This is a genomic window from Phytohabitans rumicis (assembly GCF_011764445.1).
Lineage (GTDB): Bacteria > Actinomycetota > Actinomycetes > Mycobacteriales > Micromonosporaceae > Phytohabitans > Phytohabitans rumicis.
In genome coordinates this window covers 7,700,728-7,716,455 of record NZ_BLPG01000001.1, presented here as the reverse complement: position 1 = coordinate 7,716,455, position 15,728 = coordinate 7,700,728, and the positions used below count along the sequence as shown (strand labels likewise).

The window sequence follows — 15,728 nt, the reverse complement described above, 5'->3', positions numbered from 1 at the left end:
CATACTCCCACGCCCGCGAACACGCGCCGGCGATGCTTGGTTGGTGACACTGGTGCCCTCCCCTGCTCGTGACTAGCTGCCGGCCTTGTAGTCGGCGTCCATGGCGGCGAGCATCTTGTCGGGCGTGGACTGTCCACTAAAGACTTCCTGGATCCCCGAGAGCATCGTCTGCTGCACCTTGGCGTTGGGCCACAGCTGGTCCATGAACGGCACCGTGCGGTTGCCCTGGATGAACGTGGTCAGCTCGGTGAGCGCCGGGTCGACCGCCGAGCCGCTGTCCGGCAGGGAGGGCAGGCTGCCCTGCTTGCCGTTGAACACCTTCATGCCCGCCGGTGACATGACGAAGTCGACGAACTTCAGCGCCAGCTCCTTGTTCTTCGCCTTGGCGTTCACGCCGTAGCCGGCGCCCGCGGCGGCGGGCATGATGAACGTGGCCGGGTCATCGGTGGCCGGTAGCGCCTTGAGGGTGAAGGTGCCGGCCGGGTTCTTGCCCTTGAGCAGGGCGACGACCCAGTTGCCCTGGATGATGCCGAGGGTCTTGCCGGTGGCGGCGAGTTCCTGGCTGGCCTCGTAGCTGGTGCCGAGTGGGTTCTTCTGGAAGCAGCCGGTCTTGTTCATCTCCTGGTACTTGGCCATGGCGGTGGTCCACGGCGACCCGGCGAAGGTGGCCTGGCCGGCCTGCATCTTCTTGTCGAAGTCCTTGTCGCCGGCGTAGACGGTGGTGGCGACCAACGCGTAGAGGGCGATCTGGGTCACCCAGTTGTCCTGGATGCCGAGCGCGAACGCCGGCGTCTTCTTGGCGGCCGCGGCCCTGCAGAAGGCCAGCAGTTCGGTCCAGGTGCCCGGCGCTGTCAGCCCGGCCTTGTCCATGGCCTGCTGGTTGTAGATGGCGCCGATCCCGTTGAGCCCGAACACCGCGTTGTACGTCTTGCCGTCGTACTGCGCGACGCTCTTGACGGACTCTGGATACCTCGCGGCCCATGGCCGGTCCGACAGGTCGAGCAGGTAGCCCGGCTTGGCCAGCACGTAGGTGGCGCCGGGGTTGCCGTTGCCCGGCCACACCGTCATCACGTCCGGCGCGGTGCCGGAGGCCAGCTGGGTACGGATCTGCTGCTGGTACTGGTCGGCGCCGCTGGTGGTGAAGTTGACCTTCACGCCGGGGTTGGCCGCCTCGAACGCCTTGACGACGTCCTCAACGGACCCCTGGTCGACCGAGGCCAGGGTCAGGGTCTTGTTGTCGCCGTCGCCGGAGCCGGCGTTGGTGCCGCCGCTGCACGCGGTCAAGAGGGTCGCCGCGGTGAACGCGGCGGCCAGGGCCGGAAGTGTGCGTATCTTCATGGTGTCTCCCATGGGGAAGGAGCCGATTGAGCCTGAGCGGTGACGGTGTAGCTGCCGGACGCCAGCCGCAGGGTGACCCCCGCGGCGGACGGCTCGACCCCGAGAACCCCGGCCGCCCCGACATGGGCGCGCCGTCTTCGCGGACGCTGTCCGGGTCGGCGGTGGGGATCTCCAGTACTGCGGTGCTGCCGGGTGGCACCGTTGCGGTCACGGTGATCCGGCCGTCCTCGACCTGCCAGCCGCAGGCGATTCGCCCCCGTACGGTCTCCTGCTCCGCGCGGGCCCAGGTGAGCCGGCCACCGGGGAGCGGGCGCAGGAGCAGTTCCCGGTACGCGACCGACCGCGGTGTCTGGTCGATGCCGGCGACGCGGCCGTAGAGCCAGTCGCCGACGCTGCCGAGGCTGTAGTGGTTGAACGAGTTCATCGCCGGCGACTGGAACCCGGCGTGCTCGGTCCAGCCGTCCCAGCGCTCCCAGATCGTGGTGGCGCCGTGCCGGATCGAGTAGCCCCACGACGGGTACTCGTCCTGGTGCAGCAGCGCGTACGCCAGGTCCGCGCGGCCGTGGTCGGTCAGCACCGGGCATAGCAGCGCCACTCCCACGAACCCGGTGGTGAGCCGGTTGTCCCGCTTCTCGATGTCGGCGGCCAGGTGCCCGACCGCCGCCGGCACCAGCGCGTCCGGGAGCAGCCCGAACGCCAGCGCCAACAGGTAGCCGGTCTGGGTACCGCCCTCCACGGTGCCGTCGTCATCCACATAGGACTCGATGAACGCCGCCCGTATCGCGGCGTGCAGGGCCCGCATCTCTTCCGCCTCGGCGTGCCGGCCCAGCACCTCGGCGGACAACCCGACGATCTGCGCGCTGCGGGCGAAGTACGCCGTCGCCAGCACGTCCCGCGGGGTGGCGGCGTCGACCTGGAGCCAGTCCCCGTACGAGTTGCCCGTGCGGTGCCGCCATCGCAGATCGGGATTGTGCTTGTGGACGTACCGGACCCAGGCGACCATCGCGTCGAACGAACGCTCCAGCACGCGCCGATCGCCGTACGTCCGCCACAGGTGCCACGGGATGATCGCCCCGGCGTCGCCCCACGCCGGCGCCGCCTCCCGGTACATCGAGACGACCGGGGCGACGTCCCGGAACGCACCCTCGACGTCCTGCCCGTCCACCACGTCGCGCATCCAGCGGGCGAAGAACGCGGACACGTCGGCGTTGCGGCTGGCGGTCGGGGCAAAGATCTGCGCGTCGGCCAGCCAGCCCAGGCGCTCGTCCCGCTGCGGGCAGTCCGTGGGTACGGCGAGGAAGTTTCCCCGCTGCCCCCACACGATGTTGGACTGCAACTGGTTGACCATCGGGTCAGAGCACTGGAAGGTCCCCGTGTACGGCGTATCGTTGTGCAGTACCTGTGCCACGACGTCCGATGTGGACAGGTCGCCGGGGTGGTTGGCTATCTCGACGTACCGGAAGCCGTGGAAGGTGAACCGCGGCTCGAACACCTCGATCTCGCCGCCGCCGGTGACGTAGACGTCGGTGGCCTTCGCGCGGCGCAGGCTGTCCACGTACAGCTCGCCGGCGTCGAGCATCTCCGCGTGCCGCAGCACGATCCGATGCCCGGCCTCGGCCGCCCGCACGTTGAGGCGGACCCGGCCGACCAGGTTCTGTCCGAAGTCGACGATGAACCGGCCCGGAGCCCGGCGCTCGACCTTGGCAGCCGGCATCTCGTGGGTGACGCGGATCGGGTCGTCGGGCTCGGCAACCAGCGGTCCTGGCTCGGCGTCGAGCACGGCGACCGGCCGGAAGCCGCCGACCGGACCGGGCTGATCCCAGCCGGGCACGTGGTGCCGGGCATCGACATGCTCGCCCATGAGCAGGTCGGCGGCGCGGATCGCGCCAGGCTGTTCGGTCCAGCCGGCGTCGGTGGCCACCACCTGCTGGGAGCCGTCGGTGAAGTCGAGCACCAGCTGGGCGAGGAACGCCGGCTGGTCGCCGTAGTGATGCGCGGGGCGGCGCGGGTCGAAGCCGACGAAGCCGCACCACCACCCGTCCGCGACGATCGCCGCGAGCGTGTTCGCGCCCTCACGCAGCTGGTCAGTGACGTCGTACGTCTGGTACTGCAACCGGTGGTGGTACTCCGTCCACCCTGGAGCCAGCTCGAGGTCGCCGACCCAGTCGCCGTTGAGCCGGGGCTCGTACACGCCGCGCGCGGTCGCGTACAGCCGGGCCCGTACCGGCCGTTGCGCCACGCGGAACTCGCGGCGCAGGTACAACGGCGCCGCCCCCGTGGGGCCGTCGTTATCGCTCGGCGGATCGACGTGCGGCGCGGCGAACGGATCCCGGCCGACCCACACCGCGGTCCAGTCCTCGCGGTGCAGCAGCCCGGTCTCGAACCAGGTCTGCGCCGCCCCTGCCGGGGTGCCGGTCTCGTCCCAGATCTCGACGCGCCAGTGGTAGCGGGTGGCCGAGCGCAGCGCAGGGCCCTGCCATGGCACGCCGATCGAGTCGGTGGCGTCGCGGCGGCCGGTGTCCCACAGCAGCCGGTCGGCGTCGTCCAGGTCCGCCGCGCGTTCGGCGGCGGTGATCCGGTACGCGCTCTGCGCCGCCCCGCGTCGCTCGGAATCGAGCTTCCAGGACAGCCGCGGGCGCGGCTCCCCCATCCCGAGCGGCTGGCACCGCTGCTCCGTCGTCAGACCGTACAGTGTCATCCTTTGTGCCCTCCGGCGAAGCCGTTGATGATGCTGCGTCATCCCTTGAGCCCTCCGGCGAAGCCGTTGATGATGCTGCGTTGCAGCGCGAAGTAGACGGCCAGGATCGGCACGATGCTGATCACCAGCGCGGCGAAGATGAGGTTCCAGTCCGACACGAACTGGCCCACGAACCCCGCGAGGGCGACCGGCACGGTCTGCTGGTCGCTGCCGGACAGGTACAGCAGCGGGGTGAAGAAGTCGTTCCACACCGCGATCGCGTTGAGCACCAACGCGGTCACCGTGATCGGCTTGAGCATGGGAAAGACGATGTACCGGAACGCCTCCAGTGGCCGGCATCCGTCGATCAGTGCGGCGTCCTCGAAGTCGCGCGGTAGGGCGCGTATGAATCCGATGTAGAGGAACGTGGTGAAGGGCACCTGCAGGCCGGAGTAGAACAGGATCAGCGCCCATACCGTGCCGAGCAGGCCGAGGTCGCGCATCGTCTGGTACAGCGGCAGGGCCGCGAGCTGGAACGGCAGGATCAGCCCCAACATGATCAGCAGGAACATCCCGCGTGACCAGCGCGCGGTGGCGCGGGCGATCGGGTACGCGGCCAGCGACGAGACCGCCAGGACGATGAGAACGCTGCCGGCGGTCACCAGCACGCTGTTGACCAGTGCGCCGCCGAGCCCGCCTTCCTGCCATGCCTGGGTGAAGTTGTCCAATGTGGGCCTGACCGTCGGCCGGATCGGCGAGGAGTTGTCCGACGGCGGCCGGATCGCCAGGTTGACCAGCACGTACACCGGGAAGGCGACCACCACGGCGGCGGCGATCATCACCATCTCCAGGGCGAAGGTGCGCCAGCGGTACCGGTTCACGACGCCGCCCTCTCGTTGCGGGCCAGCACGAAGTACTGGCTGGTCGAGGCGACCGCCACGATGATCGTCAACACCACGGCGAGGGCGATGCTGTAGCCGAACTCGCCCAGCGTGAACGCGTCCTTGTAGATGAGCGTGGAGATGGTGTCGGTGGCGTGCCCCGGCCCGCCCCCGGTCAGCGCGTACACCTGGTCGAACAGCTTGATCCCGCCGATGATCGACAGCATCAGGTTGATGGTGAACGCCGGCGCCAGCAGCGGACGGGTCACCGACCAGAACCGCCGCACCGGCCCGGTGCCGTCGATCGCCGCGGCCTCGTAGATCTCCTTGGGCACCGATTGCAGCCCGGCCAGGAAGATGACCATCGAATAGCCGCCGAACTGCCACACGATCACGCCGACGATCGACCACAGCGCCAGTTGCGGGTCCCCCAGCCAGTCCTGCTGCCACGAGTCCAGCCCGACCGCGCCGAACAGGCTGTTGACCGCGCCATCGGGACCCAGCAGGTTCCGCCACAGGTACGCTGTCACGATCGGGGTCACCACCGCTGGCGCGAACAGCAGCACCCGCAGCAGGTTTCGAGACTTGATCATGCTGTTGACGCCGAGCGCGAGCAGCAGCCCGAATCCGTTCTGGATGACGGTGATGGCCACGGCGATCACCAGCGTGTGCCAGACCGCCTGCCGCGCGTCCGGGTCACGCGCCATGTCGGCGAAGTTGCCGAGCCCGACGAACGAGAAGTCCGGGCTCAGACCGTCCCAGTCGGTAAAGGCGTAGTACACGCCCCGCGCGCTGGGCACCAAAACCACGAAAGCGAACAGCAACATCGCCGGCGCCGCGAACCACCACGGCGGCGCCGTGCTCCGTCCGTCTCTCTTGGAACGTTTCATCTATGTGTCCCGCCGAATGGGTAACGTTTCCCAAATATTTCGCCTGACCCTAGGAGGTCACCGTTCCGACGTCAAGAGCGGCAAGGTCTACACTCGGGCAACGTTCCCCACGAGGCATCGAAGGAAAGGCCGGATGGACAAGCCGCCAGCACCGTCGCGACGCATCACCATCGTCGACGTCGCGCAGCACGCCCGGGTCTCCACGACCGCCGTCTCCAAGGTGCTGCGCAACGCCTACGGGGTCAGCCCGACGATGCAGGCCAAGGTGCGCCAGGCGATCGCCGAACTCGGCTACCGGCCCAGCGCCGCCGCGCGGGGCATGCGGGGTCAGACGTACACCATCGGCGTGATGCTGCCCGACATCCGCAACCCGTTCTTCGCCGAGATCCTCGACGGCCTCAACGACCACCTCGCGGACACCGACTACCAGGTGCTCCTCGGACCCGGCTGCAACGGCGAGGAGGCCGAGGCCAAGGTCACCCACGCCATGATCGACCGCAGCATGGACGGGATGATCCTCATCGCGCCGGTCTCCTCGCGCGCGCATCTCGAACACGTCGCCCGTACCGTGCCCACCGTCGTCGTCGGCCGGCACGGACGCTCCGCGACCTACGACACCGTGGCGGACGACGACTTCGCCGGCGCCGGCCTCGTCGTCGACCACCTCGCCGACCTCGGCCACCGGCGGATCGCGCACATCGAGCACCACGAGACCGACCCCGACCGTCTCGCCGAAATGCCCAACGCGATCCGCGCCGACGGCTACCAGCACGCCATGCGTGCCCGCGGCCTGGCCGGCGAGATCGACATCGCCTCCACCAGCTACACCCAAGAAGGCGGCTACCTCGGCGCCCAGCAACTGCTCGCCCGGCCCGTACGGCCCACCGCCATCTTCGCCGGCGCCGACATCGTCGCCATGGGCGCCCTCGACGCGATCGCCGAGGCCGGCCTGCGCGTCCCCGAGGACATCTCCGTCGCCGCCTACGACAACACCACCTTCGCCGCCTTCCGCCCCATCTCGCTGACCAGCGTCGACCAGGCCGGCCATCAGATCGGGAGGAACGCCGCCCGTCTCCTGCTAGACCGCATCGCCGACCGCCAGCGGCCAGCCACCCAGATCAAGCTCTCCCCCACGCTGGTCACCCGCCGCACGACCGCTCCGCCTCCGGCGTAGTAGCGGAGCGTCGCCGCGGCGACGGCGCGGCCATCTCATCGATTCACGTATGGCTTTCGATGCTGACGCGTGCTAAATTTCCGCCTCATTAGCGAAAGTTTCTAAAGCTCAGCTCAGTTCACGATCCTGCGAGGGAACGACGTCCCGCGGTTCGAATCGGTTCGATAGCACACCCGTGTGACCTCTTCGAAAGGACAGCGATGACCACTTCACGGCGGAACTTCCTGGGCCTCCTCGGCCTGGGCGCCGCGGCGACCGCCGGCGGACCGCTGCTGGCGGGATGCAGCGAGAAGCCGGCCGGCACCGGTGCGGCAGCGAACCTGGACAAGTTCGCCGGCCTCCTGCCGGCGCAGAAGGACCCGGCGCTGGGCATCTCCCCGGACGTCAAGGGCACCCGTCCGGTGCCCGACGGCTACGTCAAATACCCCGGCACGCTCGTCGACGCGATCACCGACAAGCCCGGTACCAGCGGAAAGGCCGTGACCGCGATGACGCCGGTGTGGGGTCCCGCCCCGCCCGGCTACCAGCAGAGCGCCTACCTGCAAGCGGTCAACGCCGAGCTGGGCACACCGGTCAACTTCACCATCCAGGACGGCAACACGTACGCGGACAAGCTCAACGCGATGTTCGGCGCCCGCGACGTACCCGAGCTGCTGTGCGTACCGGGCTGGGAGGTGGGGAAGATCCCCCGCTTCGACGAGGCCGCCAAGGTGCTCTTCGAGGACCTCACCGACTACGTCAAGGGCGACGCGGTCAACGCGTACCCGATGCTCGCGACGTTCCCGACCGGCGCTTGGCGCAACGCGATCTGGAACCAGCGGCTGTACGCGGTGCCCAACCCCAGCGAAGGCCCGTTCCCGTGGGCGCTGTTCACCCGCAAGGACCTACTGGACGCCCGCGGCCTGACGATGCCGAAGAGCCTGGACGAGCTGCTGACCGTGGCCAAGGAGGTCACCGACCCGGCCAAGAAGGTGTGGGCGTTCGACGACGTCTTCGCAATGATCCAGATTTACCACAAGGTGCCCGGCTCGAAGCAGGGCTGGCGGCTCAAGGCCGATAAGACGCCCGAGTTCAAGTACGAGACACCGGAGTACCGCCAGGCGCTCGAGGCCATGGCCAAGATCTACAAGGACGGCCTGGTCCACCCGGACGTCGTCGCCAGCAAGGGCGCCGACGCCAACCTGTTGTTCGCGCAGGCCGGCAGCATCATCTTCAAGCAGGCCGGCGTGGGCTTCTGGCAGGGCGCCCAGGCCGAGCACCAGAAGGTGAACCCGAAGCTGAACATCCAGCCGGTGCCGGTCTTCTCCGCCGCCGGTGGCGATCCCCTGATGTGGCGCGCCGACGAGCCGATTTCCTACACCTTCGTCAAGAAGGGCGTCGGCAAGGAGCGGATCGAGGAGCTGCTGCGGATCATCAACTGGTGTTCCGCCCCGCTGGGATCTCAGGAGGCGCAGCTGCGCGACTACGGCGTGGAAGGCAAGCACCACACCAAGACCCCGGGCGGACCGGTCAAGACCGACCTGGCCTTCAAGGAGATCGCCAACCAGTACTTCTTCATCAGTGGCCGCAACCCGGTCATCGGGCCGTTCCCCGACACCCCGCACTTCGTGCCGGACCTGCTCACCTGGTCGAACGAGACGGTCAAGTACCTCGAGCCGGACCCGTGGGACGGGCTGAAGCTGGAGATGCCGGCCGCGTTCAAGGGATTTGCCGTACCGGCCGAGGAGAAGTTCACCGACGTCGTGCGCGGCCGCCGACCGGTGTCCGATGTGGACTCCATTGTGCAGGAGTGGAAGGCCAACGGCGGCGAGGAGGCGCGGCAACTGCTGGCGAAGGCGCTGTCCGAGGCCGGACGATGAGTGGGAGCCGGCGCCAGCCGCTGCGGGTACGCCTGCGGCGCGACTGGCAACTGCTGGTGATGCTGGTGCCCGGCTTCCTCATCCTGCTGGTCTTCAGCTACGTGCCGATCCTCGGCAACGTCATCGCGTTCCAGGACTACAACCCGTACGTCGGCAGCAATCCGCTGGAGGCGTTCCTGCACAGCAACTGGATCGGCTTCGGCCAGTTCCAGCTGCTGTTCGAGGACCCGGCGTTCTGGCACGCGTTCCGCAACACGCTCACGATCACCGCGTTCCAGATCGTCTTTTTCTTCCCGCTGCCGATCGCCCTGGCGATCATGTTGCACAACCTGCTGTCCAGCCGGCTGCGCGGCTTCATCCAGACCGTCGTGTACCTGCCGCACTTCTTCAGCTGGGTGCTGGTGGTGACGTTCTTCGTGCAGATGCTCGGCGGCGCCGGGCTGCTGGCCCAGACGATGCGCGACGCCGGGCTCGAGCCGTGGAACGTCATGACCAATCCGGACACGTTCATCCTCCTGGTCACCGCGGAGGCGTTGTGGAAGGACATCGGCTGGGGCACCATCGTGTTCCTCGCCGCACTGTCCACTATCGACCAGAACCTGTACGAGGCGGCCGCCGCGGACGGCGCCGGGCGGTGGCGACGGCTGTGGCACATCACGCTGCCCGGCCTGCGCCCGGTGATCGTGCTGCTGCTGATCCTCCGCCTCGGCGACGCGCTGTCGGTCGGCTTCGAACAGTTCATCCTGCAGCGCGACGCGGTGGGTCGGGAGGCGTCGGAGGTGCTCGACACCTTCGTCTACTACTTCTCCATCGCCACCGGCAACTACGGCTACGGCGCCGCGGCCGGCCTGTTCAAGGCCGCGATCGGCCTGTGCCTGATCCTGGCCGCCAACAAGGTGGCGCACAAGCTCGGCGAACAAGGGATCTACTCGAAGTGACAGCCACCACCCGCCGTCCGGTCTGGGAAGAGCAACCGACACGGATCGGCCAGGTCCTCAAGGCCATCGTGCTCACCCTGCTGGTGCTGGGCGTGCTGTTTCCACTGTGGGTGATCCTCGTGACCAGCCTGTCCTCTCGCGAGACCATCGCGCGGGCCGGTGGGTTCGTGGTCATTCCCCGAGGAATCGACGCCTCGGCGTACGAGACCATCTTCGCCGGCGGCGCGGTGACCCGGGCGATGTGGATCAGCACGTTGGTCACCGTCATCGGCACCGCCGTCGCGCTGGCCGTCACCGTGCTCGCCGCGTACGGCCTGTCCCGCCCCCGCTCGCTCGGCTACCGCTGGCTTCTCGGCTACTTCCTGCTGCCGTTCCTGGTCTACCCGCCGCTCGTGCCCAAGTACCTGGTGGTCACCGGCCTCGGCCTCAAAGACACCATCTGGGCGCTGATCCTGCCGCCGGCCATCAGCGTGTTCAACCTCGTCGTCGTCCGCGGCTTCTTCCAGGGCATCCCCGCGGAACTGCTCGACAGCGCCCGCATCGACGGCGCCAGCGACTTCCGGATCCTGAGCCGCATCGTGCTACCGCTGTCCAAGGCGGTCATCGCCGTCGTCGGCCTGTTCTACGCGGTCGGCTACTGGAACGTCTGGTTCGACGCGCTGCTGTTCATCGACCGCAACGACATGTACCCGATCCAGCGGGTCCTGCAGAGCTACCTGCTGGCCGGCCAGGCACCGCACACGTCCGGCGCCAACGTCGGCGTCACCATGCCACCCACCGAGGCGATCAAGATGGCCGTCGTCGTCCTCACGGTCGCACCCATCGTCGCGGTCTACCCGTTCATCCAGCGCCACTTCATCAAGGGCGTACTCATCGGCGCGGTCAAAGGCTGACACCACATGATCACTATGCGCACCAGCCCGCACGCGGTCGACTTCGGAGACGTACGGGCCACCAACCTCGCGGTGGTGCTGCGGCACGTACGCGCCAACGGCCCGTGCTCCCGCGCCGACATCGCCGCCGCCACCGGTCTGAACAAGGCCACCGTCTCCAGCATCGTCGGCGACCTGATCCGGCGCCGGCTGCTGCGCGAGACCGGCCCCAGCGGCCACCGCATCGGCCGCCCCGCCATCATGCTCGCCCTCGACGGGGAGCCGTACGCGGCGATCGGGATCGCGGTCGGTTCCGACCACCTCACCGCGATGGCGGTGGACCTGCCGGGCACCTGCCTGCTGTCCTGGCACCGGTCCTTCGCCGAGCACGCCGCCTCCCCCGGCCTGGCGGTGGCGGCGATCTCCACGCTGGCCCGGCGCGCCGCGGCCCGCGTCACCAGCCAGGGCCGGTACGTGCTCGGCCTCACCGTGGGCGTACCCGGTCTGGTCGACGGGGATGGGGTGGTACGCCGCTCCCCCACCCTCGGTTGGCGTGACATGGATCTGCGCGGCGAACTGGTGACCGCGCTGCGCCAACCGGGTTACGCCATCGCCGTGGACAACGAAGCAAACCTCGCGGTGCTCGCCGAGCAGCGGTACGGCCCGTACCCCGAGGCCACGAACCTGGCGTACCTGACCGGCGGCGCCTCGATCGGCGCGGGCGTGGTCGTCGACGGCCGGCTGCTGCGCGGGAATCGAGGTTTCAGCGGCGGCATCGGACACATCCAGGTGCTGCCGGACGGCCCCGCCTGTGTGTGCGGCCGGCGCGGCTGCCTGGAGGCGCTGGCCGGAGTTCCGGCGCTGATCCGGCGCGCGCTGCCCGACCTGGACGTAGACGTCAGCCTCGCGCTGGACATTCAGGAAATCGTGCGCCGCGCCAAGGCGCACGAGCCGGCCACATTGGACGCGCTCGCCGAAACGGGACGCTGGCTTGGGTACGGCGCGTCGCTGCTGGCCAACATTGTCAACCCGGAGGTGGTCATCCTGGGCGGCTACTTCGCACCCCTGACGCCCTGGCTGTTGGCAACCGTCGAGGCGGAGCTGGCGGTGCGGACCGTCGCCCCGCAAGCCGGCGGCTGCCGCATCGCGCCGGCCACGCTCGGCACCGAATCGTCGGCGCTCGGCGCGGCCGCTCGCATACTCGACCACATCGACGCCGGCCACCTCCCCGAGCTTCCGGACGATTAGTCCGCCGGTGGCGCGGTGCTCTCGCGGACGGTGAGGCTTGTGGCGAGTTCGAGTCCGCCCTGGGACGTCTCCCCGCGCCCCAGCGCGAGCGCCAACTCGGTGGCGGCCGCGGCCATCTCGGCGAGCGGCTGATGGACGGTCGTGAGTGGAGGATCGACCAGGGCGGCGATCGGCAGGTCGTCGAAGCCGACCACACTCAGGTCCGCGGGGATCGTCAGCCCGAGTGCCTTGGCCGCCCGATAGACACCGAGCGCCTGGAGGTCGTTACCCGCGAAGATCGCCGTCGGGCGCTGCGGACGGGACAGCAGGTCGAGCGCGGCCGCGTAGCCGTCCTCCAGGGTCAGCGCCGTGCTGACGACGAGGCCACCGTCCATCGCCAGGCCGGCGGCGTCCATGGCGGCGCGGTAGCCGTCCAGCCGGGCCCGGCAGCACAGGACGTGCTCCGGACCGCCGATCGTCGCGATGCGGCGGTGTCCCAGCCCGATCAGGTGACGGGTGGCCGACCGGCCACCGCTCCAATTCGTCGCCCCGACAAACGGAACGTCATCCGGCAACTCCATCGTGGGATCGAACACCACGCACGGAATCCCCCGGGCGCGCAGCTGGTTACGCTGCTCCTCCGACAACTGCGCCACCGTCACCACACAAGCCGGACGCCGCGCCAGCGTGTCGTCGATCCAGTAGCGGATCGTGCTGCGCTCCGGGCCGAACTCGGTCAGCACGACACCCAGCCGGTTCTCCCGGGCCACCCGCTGCACCCCGCGGATGATCTCGACCCCCACATGTGCTCCAACTCGTCGAAGACGAGCTCCATCGTGGTGCTGCGCTGGGCCGGCGTCGACTTGCGGTACCCATAGCGATTGACCAGTGCCTCAACCCGGGCGCGGGTGTCCGCGGCCACGCCGGAACGGCCGTTGATGACCTTGGACACCGTCGGGACCGACACTCCGGCCGACTCGGCGATGTAGGCAATGGTCACCGGGGTAGCCGGACGGTCACGCGCGTCGCTCACGGCGCAACGCCAGGCTCATAGTCGAACCAGTCGAACCGGACCGTGCCGGCCGCGGCGTACATTCCGATCACCCGCCCGGTGAAGCCTCCGGCGACCTCGGTCGACAGGTATCGGCCGTCGAGCTCGGCCAGCACCTCGAACGCGCCGTCCGCGCCTTCCACACCGAGCCGCAGTACGTCGGGCTCCTTGCACGGATGCCAATCGCCGGGCGGCGGGGCGACGTCGATCCGTAGCCGGACCGGACCGGCCGGCGCGCGCCGGGTGGCCACCGTCGGCCGCACCGAGCCGACCCGCGCCACCACCCGCACCTCGCCGTCGCCCACCTCGATGTCGTAGTGGTGCCGCTCGTCGACGCGTACCGCCAGCCCGCCGCGCCCGCCTGCGGTGTCGACCAGTGCCCGTACGCGGCAGGACGAATGCTGCTGGCGGCGGCCGGCGAACGTGACCTCGGGTTGGTCGAGGGACTCGTCGCGCGCGTGCAGGGTGAGCCAGCCGGGGCGATCCGTCAACGACCAGCGATCCGTGGGACGGGAACGGACCGAGACCCACCGCGGGTGCAGTACGTCCCCATCGAAGTCGTCCCGCGCCGGCGGCGCGGCCACCGGGTGTGCCGGCCACGGTGGCGCCGCCATGACCGGTGCGACCTCGCCGACCACCGGCCAACCGTCCACCCAGGACACCGGAGCCAGGAAGGTCTCCCGGCCCAGCACGTGCCACCCCGGCGTGCCGCCGCCCGGCCGTACCCCGAGCAGGACCATCCACCACGAACCGTCCGGCGCCTCCACCAGGTCGGCGTGGCCGGTGTTCTGGATCGGCCAGTTGCGGCCGCGGTGGGTCAGGATCGGGTTGGCCGGGCACGGCTCGAACGGCCCGTCCGGCGCCGGCCCGCGCGCGATCGAAACGGCGTGCCCCCGCTCGGTCCCGCCCTCGGCGATCAGCAGATACCAGTAGCCGCCGATCCGGAACAGGTGCGGGGCCTCCGGCGCCTGCGCACCGGGCGTACCCGACCAGAGCCGGCGCGGCTCGCCGAGCGTCCGTCCGGTCGCCGGGTCGATGCGCACCTGCCCGACGCCGGCGTAAGTGCAGAAGCACCGGCCCTCCTCGTCCCAGGCCAGATCCGGGTCGATGCCCGGGACACCGGGCAGCCAGACGGGTTCGGACCAAGGCCCCGCGGCGTCCACAGCGGTGACGACCAGCGTGCCCCCGCCCTCCGAAACGTTCGTGGTGATCAGAGCGAAGCGGCCGTCATGATGGCGCAGCGTCGGTGCGTAGACGCCACCGGACGAGGGGGTCGCCGCCGGCAGGGAGAGCTGGCTGGGGCGATCCAGCGCGTTGCCGATCTGCTCCCAGTGCACCAGGTCCCTGCTGTGGAAGATCGGTACGCCGGGGAAGTACTCGAAGCCGGAGCAGGCCAGGTAGTAGTCGTCGCCGACCCGGCAGATGCTCGGATCCGGGTGCAGCCCGGCGACCACGGGGTTGGTGAACGTGCCGTCAACCCACCCGTCCGTGGCGGCCGGCCCACCGGCAGCGCTCAGCTGGACCACGCTCATGCAGGTGGTTTCCTTCCTCTACCCCGAAACTTTCCGGACATTGCACCAGTAATCTCTCCCTGAGGGTAGTTAAGGCCAGAGGATCACGTCAACGGGCAAGTCCATTGACGAACATCTTGGAAAGAGCGTAGCGTGCCGGCACAGAAACTTTCGCTGCGGGAGCCATGCAGCGTTCGCGGAGGCGACGGGCAGCGTCCGCGGGCACCCATCTCATTCCAAGAGTGCTGGGAGGCCCCATGTCCTCGTTCAAAAGACTGCGCCGACCCCTGGTGGTCGCCGCGCTGACCCTGCCCGTCCTCACCCTCCTTTTGATCAATCCCCAGCCCGCGGCGGCGCACGGCTCGGCCATCGACCCGCCGTCCCGCCACTACGGCTGCGCCACACGGTGGGTGGACTGGCTGAATCCGGCGATGAAGACCCAGGATCCGATGTGCTGGCAGGCGTACCAGGCGAACCCGGCCGCGATGTGGACCTGGAACGGTCTCATCCAGGACAACGTGAACAACGACCACCAGGCCCGCGTCCCGGACGGCCAGTTGTGCGGCGGCGGCGATGACACGTACGCCGCGCTGGACAACCCGGGCCTGTGGCGCGCCCAGGACGTCAACAACACCTTCAACTGGACCTTCCACGACCAGGCCCGGCACGGCGCGGCGTACATCCGCATCTACGTCACCAGGCAGGGCTTTGACCCGCTCACCCAGCGGCTGCGCTGGAACGACCTGGAACTAGTCAAGGACACCGGCGCGTTCCCGGACACGGGGTGGCCCACCAGACCAAACGACCCGCTCCTCAACGGTGTGGACTACGGCCCGTTCCAGATCAGCGCCCCCGGTCGGACCGGCCGGCACATCGTGTACGCCGTCTGGCGCGCCGGCCACGCCGACCAGAACTACTACATGTGCTCCGACGTCCGCTTCCCCGGCGGCACGCCGGACCCGACCACCCCGCCGCCGTCCCCACCGGCCCCGAACGACGGCTGCTCGGCCAGCTACGCCCTCGCCAGCCAGTGGAACGGCGGCTTCCAGGCAGCCGTGACCGTGACCGCCGGGGCCACCGCGATCAACGGCTGGACCGTGACCATGCGGTTCCCCGACGGGCAGGTGGTCGGCCAGGCGTGGAACGCCTCGGTCACCTCGGACGACACGACCGTGACCGCGCGGAACGTCAGCTACAACGGCAGCCTGTCCGCCAGCGCCAGCACCACCTTCGGCTTCCTCGGCTCATGGCTCGGCACGAACCGAGCCCCCACCCTCAGTTGCGCCGCGACGAGATAAGGAGTTGTCCCA

13 protein-coding genes are annotated in these 15,728 nt (G+C 69.3%); 6 read left to right on the top strand and 7 right to left on the bottom strand.

Annotated elements, in window-relative coordinates; translation table 11 throughout:
- Positions 1-72 precede the first annotated feature (72 nt).
- Genes Prum_RS52390 through Prum_RS35090 form a run of 4 tightly spaced genes read right to left on the bottom strand, consistent with a single transcriptional unit; the run spans position 73 to position 5,723 of the window.
- Positions 73-1,284: an ABC transporter substrate-binding protein gene (locus tag Prum_RS52390; protein WP_246278664.1), complete on the bottom strand. Its 1,212-nt coding sequence runs from the start codon at positions 1,282-1,284 to the stop codon at positions 73-75.
- Entirely contained in the window at positions 1,193-4,036 is a 2,844-nt protein-coding gene (locus Prum_RS35100) for an alpha-L-rhamnosidase (protein ID WP_218577489.1), read from the bottom strand. The genes Prum_RS52390 and Prum_RS35100 overlap by 92 nt, the downstream gene beginning before the upstream one ends.
- 38 nt (positions 4,037-4,074) lie before the next feature.
- Positions 4,075-4,896 carry a carbohydrate ABC transporter permease gene (locus Prum_RS35095; RefSeq protein WP_173080636.1) on the bottom strand — a complete coding sequence of 274 codons (822 nt, stop codon included), beginning with the start codon at positions 4,894-4,896 and terminating at the stop codon, positions 4,075-4,077.
- The gene (locus Prum_RS35090) at positions 4,893-5,723 is read right to left on the bottom strand and encodes a carbohydrate ABC transporter permease (protein ID WP_246278292.1); all 831 of its coding nucleotides are present in this window, start codon (positions 5,721-5,723) and stop codon (positions 4,893-4,895) included. Before Prum_RS35090 ends, Prum_RS35095 begins: the two co-directional genes overlap by 4 nt.
- A 196-nt stretch (positions 5,724-5,919) precedes the next feature.
- Here Prum_RS35090 and Prum_RS35085 point away from each other — a divergent pair, with 196 nt between their 5' ends.
- The 5 genes from Prum_RS35085 (at position 5,920) to Prum_RS35065 (ending at position 11,877) form a co-directional block, all read left to right on the top strand.
- Positions 5,920-6,960: a LacI family DNA-binding transcriptional regulator gene (locus Prum_RS35085; RefSeq protein WP_173080632.1), complete on the top strand. Its 1,041-nt coding sequence runs from the start codon at positions 5,920-5,922 to the stop codon at positions 6,958-6,960.
- A 200-nt stretch (positions 6,961-7,160) separates the two neighbouring features.
- Complete coding sequence (locus Prum_RS35080; protein ID WP_173080630.1) at positions 7,161-8,819, top strand: extracellular solute-binding protein; 1,659 nt, start codon at positions 7,161-7,163, stop codon at positions 8,817-8,819.
- Entirely contained in the window at positions 8,816-9,757 is a 942-nt protein-coding gene (locus tag Prum_RS35075) for an ABC transporter permease (RefSeq protein ID WP_173080628.1), read from the top strand. The genes Prum_RS35080 and Prum_RS35075 overlap by 4 nt, the downstream gene beginning before the upstream one ends.
- Positions 9,754-10,650, top strand: coding sequence for a carbohydrate ABC transporter permease (locus Prum_RS35070; protein WP_173080626.1), 897 nt, complete (start codon positions 9,754-9,756; stop codon positions 10,648-10,650). Before Prum_RS35075 ends, Prum_RS35070 begins: the two co-directional genes overlap by 4 nt.
- A 6-nt stretch (positions 10,651-10,656) precedes the next feature.
- Positions 10,657-11,877, top strand: coding sequence for an ROK family transcriptional regulator (locus tag Prum_RS35065; RefSeq protein ID WP_173080624.1), 1,221 nt, complete (start codon positions 10,657-10,659; stop codon positions 11,875-11,877).
- On the opposite strand, the gene Prum_RS35060 is transcribed toward Prum_RS35065, so the two are convergent.
- The 3 genes from Prum_RS35060 to Prum_RS35055 are packed head-to-tail and all read right to left on the bottom strand — an operon-like array spanning position 11,874 to position 14,439.
- Positions 11,874-12,659, bottom strand: a complete 786-nt coding sequence (locus Prum_RS35060) for a substrate-binding domain-containing protein (RefSeq protein ID WP_246278291.1) — start codon at positions 12,657-12,659, stop codon at positions 11,874-11,876. The genes Prum_RS35065 and Prum_RS35060 overlap by 4 nt on opposite strands.
- Complete coding sequence (locus Prum_RS52385; RefSeq protein WP_246278290.1) at positions 12,593-12,889, bottom strand: LacI family DNA-binding transcriptional regulator; 297 nt, start codon at positions 12,887-12,889, stop codon at positions 12,593-12,595. The genes Prum_RS35060 and Prum_RS52385 overlap by 67 nt, the downstream gene beginning before the upstream one ends.
- Positions 12,886-14,439 (bottom strand): glycoside hydrolase family 43 protein, encoded by a 1,554-nt coding sequence (locus Prum_RS35055; protein WP_173080622.1) that lies wholly within the window; start codon positions 14,437-14,439, stop codon positions 12,886-12,888. Before Prum_RS35055 ends, Prum_RS52385 begins: the two co-directional genes overlap by 4 nt.
- Before the next feature lie 236 nt (positions 14,440-14,675).
- On the opposite strand from Prum_RS35055, the gene Prum_RS35050 reads away from it, so the two are divergent.
- A complete protein-coding gene (locus Prum_RS35050) occupies positions 14,676-15,716 on the top strand; it encodes a lytic polysaccharide monooxygenase auxiliary activity family 9 protein (protein WP_173080620.1) in 1,041 nt (346 codons plus the stop codon).
- Positions 15,717-15,728: the final 12 nt, after the last annotated feature.